Here is a 21648-nt window from a genome sequence, read left to right as displayed (position 1 = left end):
GCGTCACTGCAAAGAGACCGACTCCCAGAAGAAATCGACATGCTTTTCGAACTGTGTCGAAACCGGCGTGGTCGGTTTGCCGTCGATACGCAGCAGCGAAACCTGCAGCCGGATGTAGAAGAGGGGAGCGAGAAACTCCTGGGCCATGAACATCGGATCGCCCGATCTGATCAGGCCGTTTTGCATCATGATGAAAAAAGCCTGAGATATCTGCTGGATGTCTTTTTGATGAAACTCCTGCAGAAAACTCTCTCTCAAAGCCGCGTTCTGAAAGAGCTCGATCACCAGTACCCGGAAGAGTTTTTCCTTCTTCTTGTCGAACGTGATCAGCTTGTAGGCCACGACGAACTCTCTTAGAAAAGATTTGCCCCGTTTGGCTTTTTCCTCCACGTTTTTGAACTCGAAAGGGGTCACGAAGATCTCCGCGATGATCTGTTTGAGAATCTCCTCCTTGTTTTTGAAGTGGTTGTAGATGGCGCTCTCCCTGATACCCACTTCGGCCGCGATTTTCCTCACGGAGGCACCTCTGTAACCATATTTCGCGATCAGATCGATCGCCGCTTCGATGATTTTCTGCTTGGTGTTCACCTGTTTCGGCATGGCTTCAAACTCCTTGTTTACGGGCTTTTATGATATTAACGGCTGTTCATACATATATGAACGACCGTTCTTTTCGAGAAATGATACATGAACATACGTTAATACTTCCTGACTCTCGTCAAGAACAGTCGTTCATATCGTATTTTCAAAGATTTTCCTAATGGAAGAGTGGATAAAATATAGTTTGAAAATTATAGTTTTCAATACTTTTAAACTGTACACCCCCATCGGCAAAGCCGCCGGGGCTACGATGACTCTGCGTCCGCTTCGCCAGCGTGCCCGTCACGCTGGCGTGGCTTCGGTTCGCTCATCGCGAACCGGGAAGCGATACACACTTTTCTGTGTATGCAACCAAAAGGTAAAATGCTATGAGATATCCGTTGGATTTCGAAAACTCGTTCGACAAGACGCTGCTTTTCTGGATCGGCCGCTATATGCACTCCAAGCTAAACTCGCTCTCCAACCGTCAGGTCAAAGATCCCGATGCCCTGGCACGCATCATCGGTGCGCTTCGCACCGGCGTCGGGGATATCGCCACCCTCACCCGTCTGGCCAAAGAGGCGCGCAACGCGGGTCTGATCGGTATCAATACCTATTACAAGCCCCTGGAGAAGCTCTACGGCTATCTGACGGCCCTTGGGCTTGCCAGTATGAAAGAGATCGACGAGGAGCTGATCAGCGACTTTCTGGCCAGCGCCACGGCCGGACTCTCCGACGCGACCAAAAAGAACTACCGCATCGCGATGATCAACTTCTTCGGCTATATCGACAAACAAAACGGCGAAGAGGACGGCAAGGCGTACCATTACGGCATCACACTCAAAAACTGGGGCGGTCTTGCCGGCAAAAGGGGGACCAAACTCCCCTCTTTCATGCAGGAGGCCGAGGTGGAGCGCTTCATCGAAGCGATCGAAACCCATCCGTTCCAAAGCGCCGTGGCGGCCCGCAACCGTCTTTTGATCAAGCTGATCCTCTTCACCGGCATCCGGGTCGGCGAAGCGCTGCAGCTGAAGACCAAGGATCTGATCCCCGAGGGCGACGTCTATCTGATACGCATCGTCGGCAAAGGCAACAAGGCCCGTGTCGTCATGATACGACAATCCCATATCAAACAATATCTGCAGGAGTGGCTACTGCTGAGAAACTGCGAAGGGGATCTGCTCTTTTGCAACAAGAAAGGCACTCCCCTCACCCAGGCCTACGTCAGCCGCATCGTCGAAAAGATCCTGATGCAGGCCGGCATCCGAAAGGAGAAAAACGGCGCCCATATGCTGCGCCATACCTTCGCGACGATGCTCTATCTGAAAAAGAAGGACCTGGTACTGGTCCAGGAGGCCCTGGGACACGCCAGCCTCGACACCTCCCGCATCTACACCCACTTCGACAAAGAGCGTCTGAAGGAAGCGGCGGGCGTCATGGACGACATCGCCGCCGGGGGCGGGCATTGATAATGAAGATTGGAGGGTAATAAATGGCGCATAGATTGATATTTCTGGGGACGTCGGCGGGGGTTCCGACCCGTAGCCGCAACGTCTCGGCTCTGGCACTGCAGCTGGAAAACACGAAAGAGTGGATGCTTTTCGACTGTGGCGAAGGGACGCAGCACCAGATCATGAAAACATCTTTGAGCGTCTACAATCTCTCCCGCATCTTCATCACCCATCTGCACGGCGACCATGTCTACGGGCTCTTCGGCCTTCTGGCATCCCGGGGCATGACCCGCGCCGAGTCCCCGCTGGAGATCTACGGTCCGGCGGGAATACGACAGATGCTCGAAACCGTCATGCGCCTCTCCCAGCTCAATCTTCCTTTCGATCTGAAGGTTTTCGAAATCTCCGAAGGCACCGTACTGAGATACGAGGGATTCAGGATCGACACGGTCGCCCTCTCCCACTCCATCGTCTCCTACGGGTTCGTGCTCTCTTTCGACGAAAAACCGGGGCACTTCGACATAAAAAAGGCGAAAAAGCTCGGCATCCCGGAGGGACCGCTCTACGCCAGACTCAAAAAGGGAGAAAGGATCACCCTGCCCGATGGCCGCTCCATCGAGGGAAATAGCCTGGTCGGTCCCTCCATCCCGGGCAAAAAGATCGCCATCGGTGGCGACAACGACGATCCGATGCTCTTCGCCCCCTACGCCCCTTTCGACCTGATGATCCACGAAGCGACCTATACGCAGAAAGATTTCGAAAATCTGCCCCGGAAGTTCAGACACACGACAGCCAAACAGCTGGCGCAGGCGGCACAAAAAATGGGCACAAAACACCTCATATTAACCCATATCAGTCCAAGATACGACAAAAACGGCAGGATTTCGGAACTTCTGGAAGAGGCGAAAAAGTATTTTACCGATGAAGTAGAGATCGCTTACGACTTTATGGAGATACGGATATAGACTCTAACGCCGATTTCGCGCCGCTTCCAGTGTCAAAGCGGTATAGACTTTCAGCCAATCCTCCCCGGCCTCTTCCCGCTCTTTCGTAAAGAAAAAGGGGTATGCCATACCGAGATTGTAGGCTCTTTCGGCACTCTTCGCCGCTTTTTCCAAATCGTCCCGTTCGTACAGGCAGATCGCTTCGGCGAAATGTGCCAGAGGCGAGGAATCGTCACTTCTGATCGCGAATTCACCATCCCTGCACCCTTCTTCGACCTTTCCCAGCCGCAGATAGGCCACCGCCCGCCTGGCGCTGTATTTCGCAGCTTCTTGCGGTGAAAAGGCACCGATCCTTTCGAAAGCTCGGTTGAAATCTTCGATGGAGCGATCGTAGGCTTTCTGGGCGTAATGAAGCTCCCCGCGCTTCAGATAGCACCGTCCACAGTCGGGCCAGACACCGATCGCCCTGTTCAGGTACTTCAAAGCCGCCTCGGGATGCTCCATCTTCCGTGCGGCCTCGGCGGCCACGAGCCACGCTTTTGCCTCACTTTTTCCATCGCTCATCAGAGCCGCCCTGCGGGCGAACCGTATCGCCTGGTCGTAATCGTAGTGGCGGTAGGCGTACTCCGCCGTCGCCAGTTCCGCTTTCGGATCGGATCCTCCCAGATAGAAAACGAGCGAAACCAAAGCGACCGCCAGTGTCACGGTGCGGACGGTTTTAAGCAGCGATTTCACCTTTTCTCCCTGTAGACGAAGGAGTTGAGCCCGAACATCGTGAAGAGAAAGAGGAAAAAGAGATCGAGCAGGTTGAAAAACGCCCACCATCCCCCTTCCACGCCCATCGCGAAGTCCCGCCCTACCGCGCCGCCGATCAGGGCGATGCCGAAGATATGCTCGGCCGTATCGCCGTCGAGCACCCTCAAAAACCAGCCGTGGGGATCGAACCAGGGCTGGGAGAGGCCAAAACCCAACATCTCGCCGATCAGCAGTACCGTGATGACAAGCAGGCCGTCACGCATCCTGAAAGGCTCGGAAGCGGTATAGAAACGGGATGCGAGCCACATCGCTGCCAGTGGCGCGAAAAAGGCGTGCCCCAGCACGAAAAATCCGACCCAGTAGCGAAAAACGCCAAAAAGGATACCCGTCAAAAAAGTGGTGAGAATGATGGTTGCCATGAACCATTCTATCGGCTCTATTCTTAAAAGATGAAAACGGAAGAGGAAAACGAGGTCGGGATGCGTACCCGCTGGGGGCACGCGGGAGATTTAGTCGATAGCCTCTTCGAGGTCTTTGGCAGTCGTGACGAATTCGACCTCTTCGACATTGCCGTCGTCGAGGTCGATCACCATGATGTAGTCTTTGTATTTGTCGTTGCGGAACTTCTTCGAAGCCTCTTTTTCACGGATCAGAAAGATCGAGTACTTGTGTTTCTGCAGATCGGGCAGCGCGATGTATTTGAGAATCATCGACGGCATGCCGCTGACGTCGGCGATGAAGACGACATGCTTCCTGTCGAGATAGTCGTTGGGCTTGGTGTTGAGATACTCCTTGACCAGGTGCCCGGTCGCCTTGCCGAAGACCATGATCACCTTTTCGGTCTCGTCTGTCACGCTTCCCTCTCTGTCGAACTGGTCCTTGAGGGTTCCCGATACGAAAGGTTTGCCGATCTCGATGGCCGGGGCGATTTTGCCCTCTTTGACTTCGATGACCGGTTTCTCCTCCACTTTGTTGCTGCATCCGCCAAACAGCAGTACCGCGCCGAACAGCGCCGCCATGAGTTTCGTTTTCATTTCTGTTTTCCTTGTCGATATTTTGGGAAGTATTATAGACTCTTAGTTTTGAAAAAGACTTTCGTTCGGCCATTAGTTTTTTCGAAGAAGCTCCTCGAGACGTTCGATCAGGGGAATCTGGGACTTGACGATCACCTCTTTCGCCTCCCTGGGCGTAAACCAGGCCGCCCGGTCGGCTTCGGGAAATCTCTCCCTCTTTCCCGATTTCGGAGGCCACTCGATCTCGAATGTGTTGGAACGGATCCTGGTAGGGGGCTCGGCCTCCACGGCCCAGGCCCGGATGATCTTGTTGGAGCTCTTCACCTCTCCCAGAGGCAGAAACTCTCCCTCGATCGCAGCACCCGTCTCCTCTTCGAACTCTCTCAGAGCCGCGGAGAGGGGGTCTTCTCCCTCTTCAATCTCCCCTTTGACGATGCTCCAGGCTCTCTTTCTGTTGCGCCAGAAGGGACCGCCCATGTGGATCAGGTAGAGTTCCGTCTCTCCTTTCGACCGACGGAACGGGAGAATCCCCGCACTCTTTTTCACCGCTTCCCTACCCCTCTTTGCGGGGTGCCTGGAGCTCACCCGCTCTGGCGATGATCCGATCGGGAGGAAGGCGGTAGAGGTGGGCCAGCTCTTCGAGAATGCGGACGTCGATGAAGTTGTCCGCCAGGGCTCTGGCGACCGCCTCGATCCGCTCCTCCTCGGAACGGGCCGACCTGAGCGTGCGCATCAGCTCCGCCGTCTCGTCCGCTCTGACATAGAAGAGATCGTAGAGCCTGTCGGCGTCTTCGGGTTCGATGCCGTTTTCCCGGCAGAGTTCGTCCATCCTCTTTTCGTCGATCTTCCCGTCGGCGAAATACTCGACGATGACGGCCGTCTTTCCCAGATAGGTCGGCTGCGCGTCGATACGGCTCTGTATGTCGGAGGTCATATGGGTCCGTGCGGCGATGCAGGCCGTGATTTTTACGTGGGTGACACCCTTGACGAAACGAATGGCGAAAAAGAGGGGCTGTTCGGGCGGTACGGCGATCTCGAGCACGTCGATCGCCTCGTCCAGAGCGAACAGGGCCGTATTGGCCGGCACTTCCAGGATGTAGGCGACGCTTTCGATGCGCCTGACGCTCCGGACACGATGGGCCATCCGCAGCACCGCTTCTTTAAGCTGCCGCCCTTCCGTATAGTAGAAGCGGTGGAGCGTATGGGGTTTGAGAACGTCGAAAAGATCCTCCTCCCCCAGCTCGAAATCCTGATCGGAAGACTCCACGAAGAGCCTCTCGACACTTTTGACCGCATGGGAGAAGGAGAGTGTCGCCAGAGATTCGAGCCTGACCGGGATCAGCACCAGCGGAGTCTTCAGCAGCTTGTCGATCAGCGGCGTGCGCTCGCCCGGATCGGGAAAGAGCAGAATCCCTTTTCCTTTGAAACCCGAAACCGCATCGGCAAAGGTTTCGTCCAGGTGGGAGACGACGAAGACGGAGACGCCGGGCGAACCCGTAAAGACCGAGGAGAGCCCGCCCGCGTCCACGATCACGCTTTTTTTTGTCAGATTGGCCATTTCGACCGCCTGTTTCGCCGTCTCGTCCATGGCGATGAAATGGAGCTTCTGCAAACTGTTCATGCGACCTCTTTCTGTAGAAATTTCGGTTCGACCCGATTGAGTAGGAAAAGTCCCAACAGCGACGAGATTGCCGTAATGAAGAAAAAGAGGAACGAAAAGGTCACGCCGGTCGTCGGCTCCTTTCCGATCCACTCCAGACCGTAGAGAAAGGTGAGTTCCCGCACTCCCACGCCCCCGACCGTCAGAGGCAGCACCGCCACGACACTGGAGATCAGAAAGAGTGTGAGATACTCGACCATCCCCTCCTCGATCCCGAGACTCCCGGCGATCGCCCAGGCGGCGGCAAGCTGCAGAAGCTGCACACCCAGTCCCCACAGCGTCGTCGTTTTGAAGACCGGCAGAAAGAGGGGGAAAAAGCGCTTCGTGGCGATGTATCCCGCCGGAAAGACGAGGGCGGCGATCAGCAGCGCCGGCAGCCGGGTGGCGGGATAGAGTCCCGCGTAGCCGCTCGCCGCGTAGAGCAGCGCCGCATAGAAAAGAAGGGCGGCAAGGCCGCTGAGACGATCGAGCAGTACCGCCTGAAACAGCCTCTTGACCCCGTGTCCGAAGTGCCTGTTGAGCAGATAGATCTTGTAGCCGTCTCCGCCGATACCGCCGGGTAGGAAAAGGTTGTAGAACATCCCGACGTAGTAGAGAATCAGGTTGTAGCTCTGCGAGAGTTTGAGCCCGATCGCTTCGAAATAGAGATTGAGCCGCAGGGCGCTGGCGATTTTGGAGAGATTGAAAAGAACGAAGGCCGCAAGAAGCCAGAGAGGCTCGGCGCTCTGCAGAGATACCTCGAGCCTCTCCAGATCGATCTTTCGCAGCACGAACCAGAGCGCCGCGGCGGTCAGGAGGATTTTCAGTAGAAGCTTAAGCTTCCGTTTCATCACTCTCTTTTTCTTTTTTCGCGCCGCCCGTGTAGATCTCCTTGATCGTGTAGGGCTTTTTGTTCTGGGATTCGAAATAGGTCCGCATGATCAGCTCGGCGATGAAGCCGGTGGTGATGAGCTGGATACCGCCCAGGGTGAGCATGACGCCGAGAATCAGCAGCGGGCGCTGCCCGATACTCTCGCCGAAGAGTTTGAGCAGGAAAAGATAGGCGTCGATCAGCAGACCCACGAAAAGCATCGGCACGCCGAGGGTGCCGAAAAGGTGCATCGGCTTGGTCTTGTATTTTTGCATGAAGAGCATCAGCAGCAGGTCGCTGATGACCCGGAAAGTCCTGCCTATGCCGTACTTGCTCTCCCCGTGGATGCGGGGGTGGTGCCGTACGTCGACTTCGGTGATCTTCGCGCCGTACATCTTCGCCAGCACCGGGATGAAGCGGTGAAGCTCCCCGTAGAGCCCCAGGTTTTTGGCCACGTCGCGTTTGAAGACTTTGAGGGTGCAGCCGTAGTCGTGGAGGTAGACGCCGGTGGTGCGGCGGATGATGGCGTTGGCGATACGGCTGGGGATCTTGCGCAGAAACATCCCGTCCTGCCGTTTTTTCCGGCGGCCCGCCACCAGGTCCCACCCCTCCTTTTCGAGCTTTTCGATCATCATCGGGATATCTTCCGGATCGTTCTGCAGATCACCGTCGAGGGTGGCGATCAGGTCGCCTCTGGCCTCCTCGATTCCGGCGGCCATCGCCGTCGTCTGACCGAAATTGCGATTGAAGACGACGATCTTCGTCCGTTCGTCGGCCAGCTCCTTCATCCGTTCCACCGTACGGTCCGTGGAACCGTCGTCGACCATGATCAGTTCGTAGTCGATCCCCTTCAGCGCTTTTCTGACCGCCTCGAACAGCGGGGCTATGTTCTCCTCTTCGTTCATGACGGGAATGACGACAGAGAGTTTCATCGGTACCCTTTGAAATGTTTGAGATAGTATACATCAAAGACCATTGTGTAGTCTTTATACAGAGGTATCGTTATCGTTTCGATCTTCTCGGCCTTTTCGAAACGTTCCAGGATGCCGGCGACGTTTCTGTGGCTGGTGACGAAGATGAAATCCTCGCCGATATGATCCTGCATGTCGGTGGTCAGCTCGTAATGGTCGCGGAGGGTATGGCGAGGGTTCCATTTGACGGCGTTTTCGGGAGAGATACGGGTATAGAAGATGAGCTCCGCCATCTCCTTGCGGTCGTCGCTGAGGAGCCTGGCGCCCGGATGCGCCTTCAGGATCTTCCCGACCTCCTCTCCCAGCTTTTTCCATCCCAGTACGCGGCGGTAGGGATCGGTTTTTTTGGTCAGTTCGATCCCCAGGGCACGGGTGATGTCGTGAAGATGGTAGAAAGCGACACCGAAGAGGATGTTGACGGCGATGGCCGCGTAGAGCCATCGGCGGTAGTGGCGACGCAGCAGCCAGGCCACGACCAGCAGCGTCGAAGCCACGTACATCGGCGCCGACCAGTTGGCGAAAGCCCGCGACAGCAGACTCACCGTCACGATCAGCGCGAACATCGGGACGATGAACCACCACAGCAGCTTGAACCCTTCGTCCTGCCGCAATGTCCGGTAGCGCGGCAGTATCGCCAGCAGCCATCCGAACAGTATGGGGCCGAAAACGCCAAACTGCGATCCCAGAAACTCCAGCATCTTGCCCACGTGGAAATGGAGTCCTGTGATGTGGGCGTTGTCACGGCTGGTATGTTTGAAACTGACGAACTCGTGGGTGTAGTTCCACCAGAGATTTGGCGAGTAGATCAGCGCCGCCAGCCCCATGGCCCCGTAGAGTTTCGGGTTTTTCAGATGGGCGCGGTAGCGCGGCGAAAGGGCCAGATAGATGAAAGCCGAAACGACGAAGATGATCATCGTGTATTTGCTGAGCAGCCCGCCTCCGCCAGCGATGCCCGTGACGATCCAGTCGCGCCAGCTGTCGCTTTTGAGCGCCTTGACGAAAAAGAGCATCGCCAGAGACCAGAAAAAGAGAAACGGCACGTCGGTGGAGATGATCAGGGACGAAAGCCACACCGCCGGCAGCGTGAAAAAGGCCAGAGCGCTGAAAAAGGCGATCTCGTCGTCATCGAAAAGCTCTTTGGCAAGAAAGTAGATATTGAGCGTCGTGAAGATGTAGACGAAGAGCGACATGATCTTGATACCGACGAACGTATCGCCGAACAGGGAGGTCCCCAGCATGATCAGCCACGCCACCATCGGCGGTTTGGAGTAATAACCGAAGTCGAAATGGTGCGCCCAGCCCCAGTAGTAGGCTTCGTCGGCATAGAGATCGATCACCCCTGCCGCCTGGGTCAGCATGTAGTAGCGGTAGAGCGTCACGGCAAAAACGATGCCAAGCAGTGTGGAAAGAGTATAGAAAGAGCGGCTTTTGTGCATGATTTTCCTGAAGTCGATGAATGGTAACTCTAATTTTACCAAAAAGAGTCCCCTTGATAAAAAACTAAAATTTGGATAAAATATACGATCTTCTGCGCATCTACAAAAAGATTTTTAACAGACGTTACGCAATACAGACAGATTGTTATCCCGTCATGCGCCCGATATCATGTGGGCCGGGGATCGTTTTTTTATCACAGGTTGCCGAAGAACGTACCGTCACCGCTGCAAGTGGCCTCGCAGCGACGGTAGGTATTTTTAAAAAAGGAGGAGATCATGATGCATGAACTCAACGCGAAAGTCGTGAAGATCATCGGAACGAAATATCCGAGACTCCGCACGATGATACGCAACCACCCCTACACGAAAATCGTGGGTATGGGCGTGGTCAAATGCCTTCTCGACGATATGCAGATGACGACGGATACCATCACCGACGCACTGCTCGAAGAGATGATCGACGAAGGTATCGCACTCTATCACGAAAAAGAGGAGGAGATACGCTCGATTCCCGTCATCGAACACAAACGGCGCGTTCTGTGCGACGCACTCAGAGAGATCGCCGAAAAACACCTCGAAGCCGCGGCCGGCTGAATCCAACCCCTCCCCTACCCCATTCTTCGATAAAGCAGCTCAAGTACTCGGATGAAACTCTCCGAGTCGTTCGGGCAGCGGCATACTTTGTAATATTCGAACCCCAGTTTTTCCGCCTCTTCACGATACTCGATGTCGAGCTCGAAAAGGGTTTCGCTGTTGTCGATCGTGAAGGAGATCGGATAGATCAGAACCCTTCTGTTTTTGATCTCTTCGAGCATTCTCTCCAGCGAGGGTGTCAGCCACGCCAGAGGTCCCACTTTGGACTGATAGGCCAGATGGACCTGTGAAAACTCCACCCCTTTTGCTTTCAGACGCTTCGTATGGAGCGCCACCTCCTCTTCGACCTGTTTCTGGTAGGGATCTCCCTTTTTGACGACCCGCTTTGGCAGGCCGTGGGCCGAAAAGACCATTGTCAGACTCTTCGGGTCGGTATCGCCCAGCGCCTCGACGATCCGCTCCTCGACCGCCTCGAGCCAGGGTTTAAAGTCGTGGTAGTGCAGGAGACTCACGATCGTCGGATGGTAGCCCATGGCCCGGGCCGAGGCCCGGATATCCTCGATGGAGGAGGCGGTCGTCGTCGTGGAAAACTGCGGATACATCGGGATCAGGTAGAGCTTTTCGACACCCTCTTCCTTCAGTCTCTTCAGCACCTCCATCGCGAACGGCGGCGTATAGCGCATGATCACCTCGACGATCGCATCCTCGATGCGCTCCTGAAGCTTCTCCTGGACCCTGCGGGTGATGGCCAGCAGCGGCGAGCCCCCGCCGAGCTGCCGGTAGTTCTCTTTCACCTCTTCCAGCCGGGATGTCGTGATGAAGTCTGCCAGGGGTCTTCTGACAAAAGGCGGAGCCCCGATGATACGGTGGTCGTTGAACATGTTCCGCATGAAGATTTCGATCTCGTCGAGATTGGAGGCACCGCCCATATTCATTAATATGATCGCTTTTTTCATCTTTTTTTCCAAATTTTTCCACTCTCCAAAAAATTATGGGATTATATCGAAATCGCGGCTGGTATAATAACGGATATTTTCACTGCGGGAGCGTATCATGAGCAGAGTTTTGATTGTCGGAGCCGGCGGCGTCGGACGCGTGGTGGCGCACAAATGCGCCCAGAACAGCGAAGTTTTTACGCATATCACCCTCGCCAGCCGCACGCTGGAGAAGTGCGAACAGATCCGCGACGAGATCAAAGAGCGCCAGGGCATCGAGATAGAAGTGGCCAAAGTCGACGCCGACAACGTCGAAGAGCTGGTACAACTGATAAAAGAGGTCGACCCCTACATGGTCATCAACGTCGCTCTGCCCTACCAGGATCTTAGCATCATGGACGCCTGCCTGCTGACCGGTGTGCACTACCTCGACACGGCCAACTACGAGCACCCCGACACGGCGAAGTTCGAGTACAAAGAGCAGTGGGCAAAAGACCCCGACTTCAGGGAAAAGGGGCTCATGGCGCTGCTGGGAAGCGGCTTCGATCCGGGCGTCACCAACGTCTTTTGCGCCTACGCCCTCAAACACTACTTCGACGAGATCGAGTATATCGACATCCTCGACTGCAACGCGGGTGACCACGGCTACCCCTTCGCCACCAACTTCAACCCCGAGATCAACATCCGCGAAGTCAACTCCAAAGGGCGATACTGGGAGAACGGCGAGTGGAAAGAGACCGAGCCGATGGAGATAAAAATGGTCTGGGACTATCCGCAGATCGGCCCCAAGGACAGCTACCTTCTCTATCATGAGGAGGAAGAGTCGCTGGTCAAGAACATACCGGGCCTCAAGCGCATCCGCTTCTGGATGACCTTTGGCGAAAGCTACCTGACCCACCTCAAGGTCCTCGACAACATCGGCCTCACCCGCATCGACCCCATCGAGGTCGACGGCTGCCAGGTCATCCCCCTGCACGTGGTCAAGGCGCTGCTGCCGGATCCTGCGAGCCTGGGCCCCAGAACCCGGGGCAAGACCAACATCGGCGTCGTCTGCGAAGGGACCAAAAACGGCGAGCGCAAAAAGGTCTACATCTACAACATCTGCGATCACCAGGAAGCCTACAAAGAGGTCTGCGCCCAGTGTGTGAGCTACACCACCGGCGTTCCGGCGATGATCGGCGCCAAACTGATGGTAGAGGGCAGATGGATGAAGCCGGGCACCGTCAACATGGAGCAGATGGACCCCGATCCGTTCATGGAGGAACTGAACAGGCAGGGGCTGCCGTGGCATGTGATCGAGATGGATCCGGACGCGACGTTTGAAGTGAAGTGAATTAGTTATTGGTCATTGGTCATTGGGAGGCCGCTTAGGCGGCCTTTTTACATCATGAAGGATTGAGATGCTCGATATTTCCCAAGTCCCCACCCCCTGCTACGTCTGCGAAGAGGCGCTGCTGGAGCGCAACCTGAAAATTCTCGACCGCGTTCAGAAAGAGAGCGGCGCGAAGATTCTGCTGGCGCTGAAGGGTTTTGCGATGTGGAGCACCTTCGATCTGGTAGGAAAGTACCTGGTCGGCACCAGCGCCAGCGGCCTGCACGAGGCGCGGCTGGGCAGGGAAGAGATGGGCAAGGAGGTACACACCTACTCCCCCGCTTTCAAAAAGGAGGAGATCGAAGAGATCGCGCGCCTGAGCGACCATCTTGTCTTCAACTCCCCCGCCCAGGTGCGAAGGTTTCTGAGAAAGGCCAAAACGGCCAACCCGGCGATCAGCTGCGGCATCCGGGTCAACCCGGAGTTCTCCAGCGCCCCGGTAGACCTCTACAACCCCTGCGGCCTCTACAGCCGCCTGGGTACCACCATCGCCAACTTCGACCCCGAAATCCTGGACGAGCTCGACGGATTGCATTTCCATGCCCTCTGCGAACAGAACGTCGACGCGCTGGAAGGGGTTTTGGAAGCTTTCGAAGCGAAATTCGGTGAATATATCCCGCAAATGAAGTGGATCAACTTCGGCGGCGGCCACCATATCACCCGAAAGGATTACGACATCGACCGCCTCATCGAGGTGATCCGCGGGTTCAAGGCCCGCCATGACGACGTGACGGTCTACCTCGAACCCGGCGAGGCGGTGGGGTGGCAGACTGGCCCGCTGGTCGCCTCGGTGCTCGACATCGTCCACAACGGTATGGATATCGCCATTTTGGACGTGAGCGCCGAAGCCCACATGCCCGACACCCTGGCGATGCCCTACCGCGCCGAGGTCCGCGGCGCCGGCGAGCCGGGCGAGAAGCCCTACACCTACCGCCTGGGGGGCAACACCTGCTTAGCCGGCGACATCATGGGCGACTACAGCTTCGACGAACCCCTGAAGATCGGCGACAAGATCGTTTTCGAGGACCAGATCCACTACACGATGGTCAAAAGCACCACTTTCAACGGTGTACAGCACCCATCCATCGCCATCTGGACCAAAGAGAAGAGATTGAAAATCGTCCGAACCTTCGGTTACGAGGATTTCAAAAACAGACTCTCCTGATTCACCCCTGTGCGCCGATCTGCCTGGAAATCTCCACGATCTCCGCTTCCAGGGCCTCCCTGTCGTCGTATCGATAGAAGAGCGGCTCCCTCTCTTTCTCTTTATAATGGATACATATGGCATAATGTAGAAGTTCCACATCACGGTTCGCCATATTATCGAACCATTCGAGAGAGATCGGTGTGATGGTACCGTCGGCATAGCGGATCATCGCTGCGGGATAGAGCTGACTGACGTCGGCGAGTTCCAGCGTGTCGTTTTGTATCGTCAGTTTCAATGGTTTCTCCTATTCGGTTGGAACAAATGGTAAACAAACTCTCTTTAAATACCGATAATTATAGTGACAAACTATAGAAATAAAGGGCCTCATGAAAACCTACTCCGTCGTCTACGAATCGGTTCTGACGTTCCATTTGCTTCCGACGGATGAGATCAACTGCGCGAAATCGATCCTGGTACAGATCTACAGCACCTACCGGTCACGTTCGATGCTCGAGAAGATCGCCAGAGAGGTCCAGATCTTCTTTCCCGACGCCGTCATCGTAGGTGTCACGACTTTCGGAGATATCCACAACAACGCTTTCAGCGAACACAAAACCATCATCGCCATCACGACTTTCGACAAAACGAAAGTGACCGGCTTTTCTCTCGGAGAGATCGAGGAGGAGCAGACGACGGACGCGGGAAAACTTCTGGCCAAAAAGGTTCTCAAACGCGATACGAAGCTTCTGCTGCTCTTTTGCGACACGCTCCAGATCAACCCCGAAGAGCTCCTCGAGGGTGTCTCCTCGGTCGCCAAAAACGTTCCGATCTGCGGGGGTCTGGCGGCCGATTACGGAAAGTTTTTCGAAACCATCCTCATCCACAACGACCAGACCATCACCAAAGGCGCGGTAGCCATCGGACTCAGCGGCTCCCATCTCACCGTCGCGATGGAAGCGGTCGTCGATCTGCGTGCCGTCGGACCCGATCTCGAGATCACTTCCGCCAGAAAAAACAGAGTCTATGAAATCAATGGCCGGATCGCGGCGGAGATGTACGCCCACTATCTGGGGCGGGATTTCGTCGACAAATTTCCTCTTTCGGGTCTGGAGATAGCCCTGGTCACGGAAAAAGAGGGATTGCAGATCGCCAGAAACGTGACATCCCTCTATGAGGACGGATCGATCCGCTACACAGGAAACATCGATCCCGAGTGTCGATGGAAATTCGGATATATCGACAAAAAATCCTCCTCCACTTTCTGTTTCCCCAAATTTTCCGAAAAGGGAGATTTCGAAACTTTCTTCCTCTTTTCGGACGCTTCCCAGCAGCTTCTCAACAAAGAGCGTCTCTACAACGGGCTCGATACGCTCTCCAAGACCGCCACGACCGTAGGATATTTCGGGTACGGACAGTTTTTCTACAAAGAGGGCAAAAGCTATCTTCTGAACCAGTCGATGGTCGTACTCGGGCTGAGCGAAACGAAACAGAAGGCCGGAAGCGTGGAAAAGGAGTGCAGAAGATTCCCTCTGGACGCCCCCGAAGAGGTCAATCTCCTTTCGGATACCCTGAGCCATCTGAGCCGCGTCATGTTCGAAGAGCTGGAACTGAGAGTGGGCGCGCTTGGGCTTTTGATGGAGGAGTTTCCCCACGGCGTGCTCCTTTATGACAGAAATCTGCTTATGGAAAGCTGCAACACGAAAGCCTCCACCCTACTTGGACTCGATGTCAAACTGGCCTCCGGACGGGATTTGGAGAGGATGGAGCAGTGGATCGTCTCACTCCTGCAAGAGGGGCTGAACGAAAAATTTCATTCGAAAGTCGGATCGGTCATCGACCCCGTCAGCGGCAAAAATATCACGGTACGCATCGATACGATTCCCGTGACACATCAAGGCATCACACGGGGGGCCATCGCGATCATCCAGGAAGTGGAACCGGAGTGATCAGAATGGCCAGACCGATTCGATCGCTTTGGTACCCCACCCTTTCTCCGTCGCCTCTTTGATATCTCCCTGGGTTTCGTAGAGAATCTTCGCATCGGCGATATATTTGGAATCGATCATGTTGGTCTGGGTGATATCTTCCGGCCGTATGACGCCATTGACGTGAAGGATCTGTTTCTGTCCGTCGATGAGCATCTCCCTCCTGCCATCGATGAAATAGTTGCCGTTTTCGAGAATCTTGATGATCCGTGCGGAGATGGTCGTCGTGAACTTCTCTTTGCGGGTGTTGGAACCCTGGGCGGCGAACGTGTTGGAGGAGTTGATGCCGACGCTGATGTCGCTCACTTTGTTGGCCTGTGTCGCCAGGCTTCCGGGACCGCCGGCGAATACGGCGCCTCCGAGGTTGTCGTCTGTCTTTTTCGCGATCTTTTTGGCACCGCTGGATGAAGAGAGAATGTTTTCGTCGATGACGACCGTGACGATATCGTTGATGTTCATCGCTTTCTTGTCGGAAAAGACGGGATTGTCACCGCGTCCAAAAAGGCTTCCGGGATTGTAGAGACCTCTAAGCTCCTCTCTGGGTGGCACCTGCTCCACATATTTCGGCGGTTTGAAATCGATCTTCGCATCGGCCTGATGCGTACTGCATCCGCTGTAGAGCAGGATCGCCGACAGAAGTGCCAGACTTTCGATCTTTCGCATTGACTTCGTCCTTTTGGTATAATTCGGTCCAAATCTATGTATAACGACAGCAAAAACTGTTCCAGGAAGGAAAGAAATGAGCCAACTCAAAGAGAGACTTCAGGCCGATCTCAAAACGGCGATGAAAGAGAAAGATACGTTCAAACGCGACGTGATACGTTTTGTCATGAGCGCCATCAAACAGATCGAGGTAGACGAGCGCAAAGAGCTCAGCGACGCCGATATCGAGGCGATCCTCGTCAAGCAGATCAAGCAGCGCAACGACGCCATCGAGCAGTTCAAAAGCGGAGGCCGCGAAGATCTGGTGGAGAAGAACGAAAAGGAGCTGGAGGTACTGCGCAGCTACCTGCCCGAACCGATGAGCGACGACGAAGTGAGAGAGATCCTCAAAGAGATCATCGCCGAAACGGGCGCCTCGGGTATGAAAGATATGGGCAAGGTCATGGGCGCCGCCAAAGCCAAAATCGGCAGCCGTGCCGAAGGAAAGGTGATCAACCAGATCGCCAAAGAGCTTCTGAACGCCTGATACACCTCTTCGCCGTATCCGTAACGGATACGGTCCCCTTCTCTTCCGAATATCCTCTTCGTTACTTCAGAAAACTTGAAAAAAATCTTAAATTATGCTATATCTTAAACAAACATAAAAAGAAGGAGTGCAAATGTTTATAGACAGAGTCGAAGCGGGAGAGAGACTGGCCGAGGCCCTCGAATCGGCCGGCCCTTTCGAAAATCCGATCATCCTGGCGCTTCCCCGCGGCGGCGTACCGGTAGCCTATGAGGTGGCCAAACGGCTGCACGCTCCGCTGGATGTCATCATCGTACGCAAACTCGGTGCACCCTTCAACAAGGAGTTCGCCATCGGCGCTCTGGTGGAGGGGGAACCCGAAAGGGTCGTACTGAACGAGGAGGCGGTCTATCGGCTCGGAGTGGACAAGAGGTATCTCGACCAGGTGGTCGCCGAAGAGCGGGAGGAGCTTCACCGCAGGCAGGAGCTCTACCGCGGATCACAAAATCCCCTGAAACATCTCGAAGGCAAAACGGTCATCCTGATCGACGACGGGATCGCCACGGGATACACGATGAAAGCGGCCCTGGCGGCCATACGGGAGCAGAATCCGGCAGCCATCATCGTCGCCGTGCCCGTCGCCCCGGCGGATACCCTTGACGAGATGGAACGTCTGGCGGACAGAGTGGTGGTGCTGGAGACGCCCGAACCCTTCTGGGCTGTGGGCGCCCATTATGAAAAATTCGATCAGACCAGCGACGAAGAGGTGATCGAACTGCTCAAAAAAGCGAAAGAGAGCTGACGCCTCACTCTCCGTATTTGAGTTTTCTCAAAGCGCCGGCGATATCGTCCTGGCGCATGAAGTGCTCTCCGACCAGAAAAGCGTCGGCACCCACGTCGTGCAGATGTTTCACCTGTTCGTGATCGTGGATGCCGCTTTCTGCGACGATGATCTTGCTGTTGGGGATCATCGGAATGAGCCGTTCGCTGAGGCTCATATCCATCTCGAAGGTTTCGAGATTGCGATGGTTGATGCCGATGATGTTGGCCCCGGCGAAGATCGCCTTGACCAGATCCTTTTTGTCGTGGATCTCCACCAGCGCCTCCATCCCCAGATGCCATGTGTATTCCAGCAGATTCTTGAGCTCCTTGCGCGTCAGCGCCTTGGCGATGAGCAGTACGAAATCGGCCCCGTAGACGAGGGCCTCGACGAGCTGGTACCTGTCGATGATGAAATCCTTGCGCAGCAGCGGCATCGGAACGTAGCGGCGCAGCATCGTCAGATACTCGATGTCTCCTTGAAAGTAGTGGGGCTCGGTCAGCACCGACAGAGCGTCCGCCCCGCCCTCCTCGTAGGCCTTGCCGATCGTGAGCGGATCGAAATCTTCCCGTATGACACCCTTGGAGGGGCTCGCCTTTTTGACTTCGGCGATGATGCGGTAGGGATTCTCCGGTGTCGATTTGAGCACCTTGTGCACGTCTCTGGGCGGGTAGGGATTGTAGGCCAGAGAGCGTCCCAACCACTCCATCGGAAACTCTTTCTTCTTCTTCTCCAGATCGATTTTCGTCCGGGCTATGATTTCATCCAGTATCACTTCTTTCGACTCCTGCATTTTTCTATTTTTTTCCAGTGGGCTTTGATCTCTTCGTCTTTGAGGCCAAGTTTGTCGATCACCTTCTTCATTTCGTTGTAGGCTTTTTGGCACTCTCCCAGTTTGTAGTGCCCCCACGCCAGCGAATCGATGTAGAAGGCCGAATCGGGTTCGGCTCTGAGGGCTTTTTTGACCAGATCCACACCCCACTTCACGTCGATGTCGTGATCGATCAGCAGATAGCCCAGATAGTTGTAGTAGAGCGGATCGTCGACCCCCTCCTTGAAAGCCTCGGAGAGCAGACGTATCACCTTTTTGAGAAGTTTGGGATCATCCTTTTTCGGAGCGGCTTCGTAGAGGAGCACTCCGTACTCGGCGAGCCAGAGCGGATCGAGGGTCTGGTCGTAGAGATCTTTGGCCAGTTTCGCCGCTTTTTCGTAGGCTTTGGTGTGTTTGTAGATGGCCAGAAGCAGTTTGTCGTCGGCTTTGGATTCGATCAGCAGTTTTTCGGCCTTGTCGAACTCCTTTTTGTAGGCGTAGATTTCCGCCGCTTTCTGGGCGTATTCGGAGGATTTCGTCGCGTCGTACATGCGGGCGTAGACATCGGCGAGATTTTCCAGATCGTTGTTCTGGCGGTAGAGTTCGGCGAGAAAGAGACATACGTTTTCGGTGCAGCCGATCATCTTGCTGTGCGTCTCCAGAAGCCTGATGGCATCCTGGGGCTTTTTGTACTGATGATAGAGGATCGACGCCATCTTGACGACCGTCGTATCGTCGTGATGGGTCGAATAGTAGCTCTCGTAGACATCGTACGCCTTCTGGTTCATCCCCTTGATCAGATAGATAGACGCGAGCAGATCGATGTTCTGGACGTTTTCCGGTTCCAGCTCGACCACTTTTTTGGCGCTGGCCAGTGCCTCTTCCGCCCTGTTCAACCGCAGCTGGGCGACTGTCATGAGTCTGTATAGCGTGACGTTGTCGGGATACTTTTCGATCAATGCCGTCAGCTGTTTCAGCGCATCCTCGTACCGTTTGCCGGCGATGAGAAGTTTGATGGATTCGATCTTGTATTCGGGATTGCCCGTCTTGCGGTAGAGCTCGTCGAACATGATATAGGCTCTGCCGTAATCCCCATGCTCCTTGTAGTAGAGGGCGTGGATGATGTAGTCGTACTCGTAGTCGAAGGCCTTGTACTTCGCTTCCGGCGCGATGCCGGGATGCGGAGACTTCTGGGAACATCCGGTCAAAAGCAGAAACAGTGTTAGGAAGGCTGACAGATACCTGGACATTCTTTTCTCAATTCCTCTTCGTTTTCTTTGAAATAGTCCCAGAAGGGATAGGTGCGGCACTGTATGGGCCGGACCGGATAGATTTCGCACCGGCGTTTTACCCGGTCGTAGAAGATGCAGTCGTATTCGCCTTCGACGACCACTTTCTCCCTGATACTGAAACGATACCCTACTTTTTCCAGATAGCGCTTAATGAACGTATCGGGATCGAGATTCAAGAAAGCGGCCATCTCCGGTATCTTCTGGACGCTGACCCAGATACGGCCGCTCTCGCCGATACAGCAGTTTCCCGCACACGTTTCACAGGCTTTCGGATCGAACGCGAAGTCGAAACCCTCTTTCGTTATCAAATCTGACATTTTAGCGTATGTGTCCTTGCTTTTTTAAATACGGCCTGCGCCTCCTCCCCATAGACCTCCCCTTCGAAAACGATGAAAGGAGGCCAGACTTTCGTGCGTGCCCTGGAGTTGTTGCGCGCATGGACGAGAACCAGTTTCGCGGGCCGCTCTCTTTTGGGATGGATGAAACGCATATCCTCCGCCCGCAGCCCCACTTCCGTCAGCCGTGGGAGAAGATCGCCCACCTGCGCGGCGTCGTAGCAGAAGATGAAACGTCCCCGGGGTGCCAGCAGCGACTTCACCTTTTTGAAAAAGGCGTCGATGGGCAGATGGTCGTTGTAACGGCATATCCGTATATGCTCGTCTTCGCTCTGGATGACGTCCGGATGGTAGAAAGGAGGGTTCGAGACGATGAAATCGAAACGTCTGTCGGTGTCGAAAGCGAGAAAATCGCCATGGACCAGTTCGGCGTCGATTCCGTTGGCACGGATGTTTCTCTCCGCGAAAAACGCCATCTTCTCCTGCTTTTCCACCAGTGTCAGACGGATCGGAAAATCCCGCGCCAGAAGCAGACCGATGACACCCACACCGCACCCCACATCCAGCAGGTCGCCCCTGGGAGAGAAGGAGGCGATGAAGTCGTAGAGAAACATGGAGTCGCTGTTGAAGCGGTATCCGTCCTGCGGCTGATAGAAAAGCACCGAACCCCCGATTTTTGGTAGAATTATAGCAAAAAAGGTTCATGAGATGATTATCATTCCGGCGCGTATCGCTTCCACCCGTTTCCCCAGAAAAGTCCTCGCCGAAATCGACGGCGTCCCGATGGTGGTCGCCACGGCACGAACCGTCGCGAAAGTCGACGACGTGGTCGTGGCCACCGATAGCCGGGAGGTCGCCGAAGTCTGCGAAAAAGAGGGGATCAGAACCGTCATGACCAGTTCCGAGCACCTGAGCGGTACCGACCGCATCAACGAAGCGGCGGCACGTCTGGGGCTGGACAGCGATGAAATCATCGTCAACGTCCAGGCCGACGAGCCCTTCATCGAGCCGGAGGTGGTCGAAACGCTGGTCGATCTGGTCAGGAAACATAGAAAAGAGGAGCGTACGATGATCTCCTCCCTCTACAAAACGGTGAGCAAAGAAGAGGCGGAAAATCCCAATCTCGTCAAGGTGGTCACCGACGAATGCGGTTTCGCCCTCTACTTCTCCCGCAGCCCCATCCCTTTCGACAGAGAGGGAACCCTGAAAAGCCTCAAAGGTCATCTGGGCCTCTACGGGTTTACACGCAAAATGCTCGAAAAGTTCTGCGCCCTTCCCCACGCTCCGCTGGAGCACGTCGAAAAACTCGAACAGCTCCGCGCCCTCTCCCACGGATACGAAATCGCCATGGCGGAAGTGGAGACGAAGAGTTTCGGGATCGACACCCCCGAAGATCTGGAACGGGCGATGAAGATGATGAGGGAGCGGGGATGAGAGTGAACGGGGAATGGGACACGGTTGACTGTTATGCCGTTTTCCCTTCTTTGACTTTTATCCGAGCACCTCTTTTTGGTTCGTTCTGCTCTGAA

Annotated in this window: 25 protein-coding genes; 9 read left to right on the top strand and 16 right to left on the bottom strand. The window is 55.1% G+C overall.

Annotation, left to right across the window (positions count from 1 at the left end; genetic code table 11):
* Window positions 1-3: 3 nt before the first annotated feature.
* Window positions 4-600, bottom strand: a complete 597-nt coding sequence (locus Q1K23_RS00490; RefSeq protein WP_300360997.1) for a TetR/AcrR family transcriptional regulator — start codon at window positions 598-600, stop codon at window positions 4-6.
* A 368-nt stretch (window positions 601-968) separates the two neighbouring features.
* Between Q1K23_RS00490 and Q1K23_RS00485 the strand changes: the two genes are divergently transcribed.
* Window positions 969-2048 (top strand): tyrosine-type recombinase/integrase, encoded by a 1080-nt coding sequence (locus Q1K23_RS00485; RefSeq protein WP_300360995.1) that lies wholly within the window; start codon window positions 969-971, stop codon window positions 2046-2048.
* A 23-nt stretch (window positions 2049-2071) separates the two neighbouring features.
* On the top strand, window positions 2072-2995 hold the full coding sequence (rnz, locus tag Q1K23_RS00480; RefSeq protein WP_300360992.1) for a ribonuclease Z: 924 nt from the start codon (window positions 2072-2074) through the stop codon (window positions 2993-2995).
* 3 nt (window positions 2996-2998) lie between these two features.
* On the opposite strand, the gene Q1K23_RS00475 is transcribed toward rnz, so the two are convergent.
* The 8 genes from Q1K23_RS00475 to Q1K23_RS00440 form a co-directional block, all read right to left on the bottom strand.
* Window positions 2999-3709, bottom strand: a complete 711-nt coding sequence (locus tag Q1K23_RS00475) for a tetratricopeptide repeat protein (RefSeq protein WP_300360989.1) — start codon at window positions 3707-3709, stop codon at window positions 2999-3001.
* The gene (locus Q1K23_RS00470; protein WP_300360986.1) at window positions 3706-4149 is read right to left on the bottom strand and encodes a hypothetical protein; all 444 of its coding nucleotides are present in this window, start codon (window positions 4147-4149) and stop codon (window positions 3706-3708) included. The genes Q1K23_RS00475 and Q1K23_RS00470 overlap by 4 nt, the downstream gene beginning before the upstream one ends.
* A gap of 90 nt (window positions 4150-4239) precedes the next feature.
* Window positions 4240-4764: a hypothetical protein gene (locus tag Q1K23_RS00465; protein ID WP_300360984.1), complete on the bottom strand. Its 525-nt coding sequence runs from the start codon at window positions 4762-4764 to the stop codon at window positions 4240-4242.
* Between the two features lie 72 nt (window positions 4765-4836).
* Window positions 4837-5289 (bottom strand): NUDIX domain-containing protein, encoded by a 453-nt coding sequence (locus tag Q1K23_RS00460; RefSeq protein WP_300360982.1) that lies wholly within the window; start codon window positions 5287-5289, stop codon window positions 4837-4839.
* 7 nt (window positions 5290-5296) lie between these two features.
* The gene (locus Q1K23_RS00455) at window positions 5297-6364 is read right to left on the bottom strand and encodes a hypothetical protein (protein WP_300360979.1); all 1068 of its coding nucleotides are present in this window, start codon (window positions 6362-6364) and stop codon (window positions 5297-5299) included.
* Window positions 6361-7233: a lysylphosphatidylglycerol synthase transmembrane domain-containing protein gene (locus tag Q1K23_RS00450; RefSeq protein WP_300360977.1), complete on the bottom strand. Its 873-nt coding sequence runs from the start codon at window positions 7231-7233 to the stop codon at window positions 6361-6363. The genes Q1K23_RS00455 and Q1K23_RS00450 overlap by 4 nt, the downstream gene beginning before the upstream one ends.
* Window positions 7217-8185 carry a glycosyltransferase family 2 protein gene (locus Q1K23_RS00445; protein WP_300360974.1) on the bottom strand — a complete coding sequence of 323 codons (969 nt, stop codon included), beginning with the start codon at window positions 8183-8185 and terminating at the stop codon, window positions 7217-7219. The genes Q1K23_RS00450 and Q1K23_RS00445 overlap by 17 nt, the downstream gene beginning before the upstream one ends.
* The gene (locus Q1K23_RS00440) at window positions 8182-9660 is read right to left on the bottom strand and encodes a glycosyltransferase family 39 protein (protein ID WP_300360972.1); all 1479 of its coding nucleotides are present in this window, start codon (window positions 9658-9660) and stop codon (window positions 8182-8184) included. The genes Q1K23_RS00445 and Q1K23_RS00440 overlap by 4 nt, the downstream gene beginning before the upstream one ends.
* A 276-nt stretch (window positions 9661-9936) precedes the next feature.
* Here Q1K23_RS00440 and Q1K23_RS00435 point away from each other — a divergent pair, with 276 nt between their 5' ends.
* On the top strand, window positions 9937-10254 hold the full coding sequence (locus tag Q1K23_RS00435) for a hypothetical protein (protein ID WP_300360970.1): 318 nt from the start codon (window positions 9937-9939) through the stop codon (window positions 10252-10254).
* A gap of 14 nt (window positions 10255-10268) precedes the next feature.
* On the opposite strand, the gene hemH is transcribed toward Q1K23_RS00435, so the two are convergent.
* Window positions 10269-11210, bottom strand: coding sequence for a ferrochelatase (gene hemH / locus Q1K23_RS00430; RefSeq protein WP_300360967.1), 942 nt, complete (start codon window positions 11208-11210; stop codon window positions 10269-10271).
* A 97-nt stretch (window positions 11211-11307) separates the two neighbouring features.
* Between hemH and Q1K23_RS00425 the strand changes: the two genes are divergently transcribed.
* Both Q1K23_RS00425 and nspC read left to right on the top strand, forming a co-directional pair.
* Window positions 11308-12522, top strand: a complete 1215-nt coding sequence (locus Q1K23_RS00425) for a saccharopine dehydrogenase family protein (protein WP_300360965.1) — start codon at window positions 11308-11310, stop codon at window positions 12520-12522.
* A 67-nt stretch (window positions 12523-12589) separates the two neighbouring features.
* On the top strand, window positions 12590-13726 hold the full coding sequence (nspC, locus tag Q1K23_RS00420) for a carboxynorspermidine decarboxylase (protein WP_300360963.1): 1137 nt from the start codon (window positions 12590-12592) through the stop codon (window positions 13724-13726).
* 1 nt (window position 13727) lies between these two features.
* Here nspC and Q1K23_RS00415 read toward each other — a convergent pair whose 3' ends face one another.
* Window positions 13728-14003, bottom strand: coding sequence for a hypothetical protein (locus Q1K23_RS00415; RefSeq protein WP_300360961.1), 276 nt, complete (start codon window positions 14001-14003; stop codon window positions 13728-13730).
* Between the two features lie 91 nt (window positions 14004-14094).
* Between Q1K23_RS00415 and Q1K23_RS00410 the strand changes: the two genes are divergently transcribed.
* Window positions 14095-15654, top strand: coding sequence for an FIST N-terminal domain-containing protein (locus Q1K23_RS00410; protein WP_300360958.1), 1560 nt, complete (start codon window positions 14095-14097; stop codon window positions 15652-15654).
* Here the strand turns inward: Q1K23_RS00410 and flgH are convergent, their stop codons facing one another.
* Window positions 15655-16356 carry a flagellar basal body L-ring protein FlgH gene (gene flgH / locus Q1K23_RS00405; protein ID WP_300360956.1) on the bottom strand — a complete coding sequence of 234 codons (702 nt, stop codon included), beginning with the start codon at window positions 16354-16356 and terminating at the stop codon, window positions 15655-15657.
* A gap of 76 nt (window positions 16357-16432) precedes the next feature.
* Here flgH and Q1K23_RS00400 point away from each other — a divergent pair, with 76 nt between their 5' ends.
* Together Q1K23_RS00400 and Q1K23_RS00395 are read left to right on the top strand one after the other, a co-directional pair.
* Window positions 16433-16882, top strand: coding sequence for a GatB/YqeY domain-containing protein (locus tag Q1K23_RS00400; RefSeq protein ID WP_300360954.1), 450 nt, complete (start codon window positions 16433-16435; stop codon window positions 16880-16882).
* A 133-nt stretch (window positions 16883-17015) separates the two neighbouring features.
* A complete protein-coding gene (locus Q1K23_RS00395; RefSeq protein WP_300360951.1) occupies window positions 17016-17663 on the top strand; it encodes a phosphoribosyltransferase in 648 nt (215 codons plus the stop codon).
* Window positions 17664-17667: 4 nt separating this feature from the next.
* Here Q1K23_RS00395 and trpC read toward each other — a convergent pair whose 3' ends face one another.
* From trpC to Q1K23_RS00375, 4 genes are read right to left on the bottom strand one after another with little or no spacing between them, the layout of a single operon-like run.
* Window positions 17668-18456 (bottom strand): indole-3-glycerol phosphate synthase TrpC, encoded by a 789-nt coding sequence (gene trpC / locus Q1K23_RS00390; RefSeq protein ID WP_300360949.1) that lies wholly within the window; start codon window positions 18454-18456, stop codon window positions 17668-17670.
* A complete protein-coding gene (locus tag Q1K23_RS00385) occupies window positions 18453-19742 on the bottom strand; it encodes a tetratricopeptide repeat protein (RefSeq protein WP_300360946.1) in 1290 nt (429 codons plus the stop codon). The genes trpC and Q1K23_RS00385 overlap by 4 nt, the downstream gene beginning before the upstream one ends.
* A complete protein-coding gene (locus tag Q1K23_RS00380) occupies window positions 19715-20101 on the bottom strand; it encodes a YkgJ family cysteine cluster protein (protein WP_300360944.1) in 387 nt (128 codons plus the stop codon). The genes Q1K23_RS00385 and Q1K23_RS00380 overlap by 28 nt, the downstream gene beginning before the upstream one ends.
* Entirely contained in the window at window positions 20089-20781 is a 693-nt protein-coding gene (locus Q1K23_RS00375; RefSeq protein ID WP_300360941.1) for a methyltransferase, read from the bottom strand. The genes Q1K23_RS00380 and Q1K23_RS00375 overlap by 13 nt, the downstream gene beginning before the upstream one ends.
* A 46-nt stretch (window positions 20782-20827) precedes the next feature.
* Between Q1K23_RS00375 and kdsB the strand changes: the two genes are divergently transcribed.
* On the top strand, window positions 20828-21553 hold the full coding sequence (kdsB, locus tag Q1K23_RS00370) for a 3-deoxy-manno-octulosonate cytidylyltransferase (RefSeq protein ID WP_300360938.1): 726 nt from the start codon (window positions 20828-20830) through the stop codon (window positions 21551-21553).
* Window positions 21554-21648 lie beyond the last annotated feature (95 nt).

It is taken from the genome of Hydrogenimonas sp. (assembly GCF_029933015.1).
Lineage (GTDB): Bacteria > Campylobacterota > Campylobacteria > Campylobacterales > Hydrogenimonadaceae > Hydrogenimonas.
Note: the sequence above shows the minus strand (reverse complement) of the source record. Positions and strands in the feature narration are given on the sequence as shown.

What these genes read in the sequence shown, in the direction of transcription:
- Q1K23_RS00490 (WP_300360997.1), bottom strand. Translation starts at nt 600, where the DNA reads ATGCCGAAACAGGTGAACACCAAGCAGAAAATCATCGAAGCGGCGATC.
- Q1K23_RS00485 (WP_300360995.1), top strand. Translation starts at nt 969, where the DNA reads ATGAGATATCCGTTGGATTTCGAAAACTCGTTCGACAAGACGCTGCTT.
- rnz (WP_300360992.1), top strand. Translation starts at nt 2,072, where the DNA reads ATGGCGCATAGATTGATATTTCTGGGGACGTCGGCGGGGGTTCCGACC.
- Q1K23_RS00470 (WP_300360986.1), bottom strand. Translation starts at nt 4,149, where the DNA reads ATGGCAACCATCATTCTCACCACTTTTTTGACGGGTATCCTTTTTGGC.
- Q1K23_RS00465 (WP_300360984.1), bottom strand. Translation starts at nt 4,764, where the DNA reads ATGAAAACGAAACTCATGGCGGCGCTGTTCGGCGCGGTACTGCTGTTT.
- Q1K23_RS00455 (WP_300360979.1), bottom strand. Translation starts at nt 6,364, where the DNA reads ATGAACAGTTTGCAGAAGCTCCATTTCATCGCCATGGACGAGACGGCG.
- Q1K23_RS00450 (WP_300360977.1), bottom strand. Translation starts at nt 7,233, where the DNA reads ATGAAACGGAAGCTTAAGCTTCTACTGAAAATCCTCCTGACCGCCGCG.
- Q1K23_RS00445 (WP_300360974.1), bottom strand. Translation starts at nt 8,185, where the DNA reads ATGAAACTCTCTGTCGTCATTCCCGTCATGAACGAAGAGGAGAACATA.
- Q1K23_RS00440 (WP_300360972.1), bottom strand. Translation starts at nt 9,660, where the DNA reads ATGCACAAAAGCCGCTCTTTCTATACTCTTTCCACACTGCTTGGCATC.
- Q1K23_RS00435 (WP_300360970.1), top strand. Translation starts at nt 9,937, where the DNA reads ATGATGCATGAACTCAACGCGAAAGTCGTGAAGATCATCGGAACGAAA.
- hemH (WP_300360967.1), bottom strand. Translation starts at nt 11,210, where the DNA reads ATGAAAAAAGCGATCATATTAATGAATATGGGCGGTGCCTCCAATCTC.
- Q1K23_RS00425 (WP_300360965.1), top strand. Translation starts at nt 11,308, where the DNA reads ATGAGCAGAGTTTTGATTGTCGGAGCCGGCGGCGTCGGACGCGTGGTG.
- nspC (WP_300360963.1), top strand. Translation starts at nt 12,590, where the DNA reads ATGCTCGATATTTCCCAAGTCCCCACCCCCTGCTACGTCTGCGAAGAG.
- Q1K23_RS00410 (WP_300360958.1), top strand. Translation starts at nt 14,095, where the DNA reads ATGAAAACCTACTCCGTCGTCTACGAATCGGTTCTGACGTTCCATTTG.
- flgH (WP_300360956.1), bottom strand. Translation starts at nt 16,356, where the DNA reads ATGCGAAAGATCGAAAGTCTGGCACTTCTGTCGGCGATCCTGCTCTAC.
- Q1K23_RS00400 (WP_300360954.1), top strand. Translation starts at nt 16,433, where the DNA reads ATGAGCCAACTCAAAGAGAGACTTCAGGCCGATCTCAAAACGGCGATG.
- Q1K23_RS00395 (WP_300360951.1), top strand. Translation starts at nt 17,016, where the DNA reads ATGTTTATAGACAGAGTCGAAGCGGGAGAGAGACTGGCCGAGGCCCTC.
- Q1K23_RS00385 (WP_300360946.1), bottom strand. Translation starts at nt 19,742, where the DNA reads ATGTCCAGGTATCTGTCAGCCTTCCTAACACTGTTTCTGCTTTTGACC.
- Q1K23_RS00380 (WP_300360944.1), bottom strand. Translation starts at nt 20,101, where the DNA reads ATGTCAGATTTGATAACGAAAGAGGGTTTCGACTTCGCGTTCGATCCG.
- kdsB (WP_300360938.1), top strand. Translation starts at nt 20,828, where the DNA reads ATGATTATCATTCCGGCGCGTATCGCTTCCACCCGTTTCCCCAGAAAA.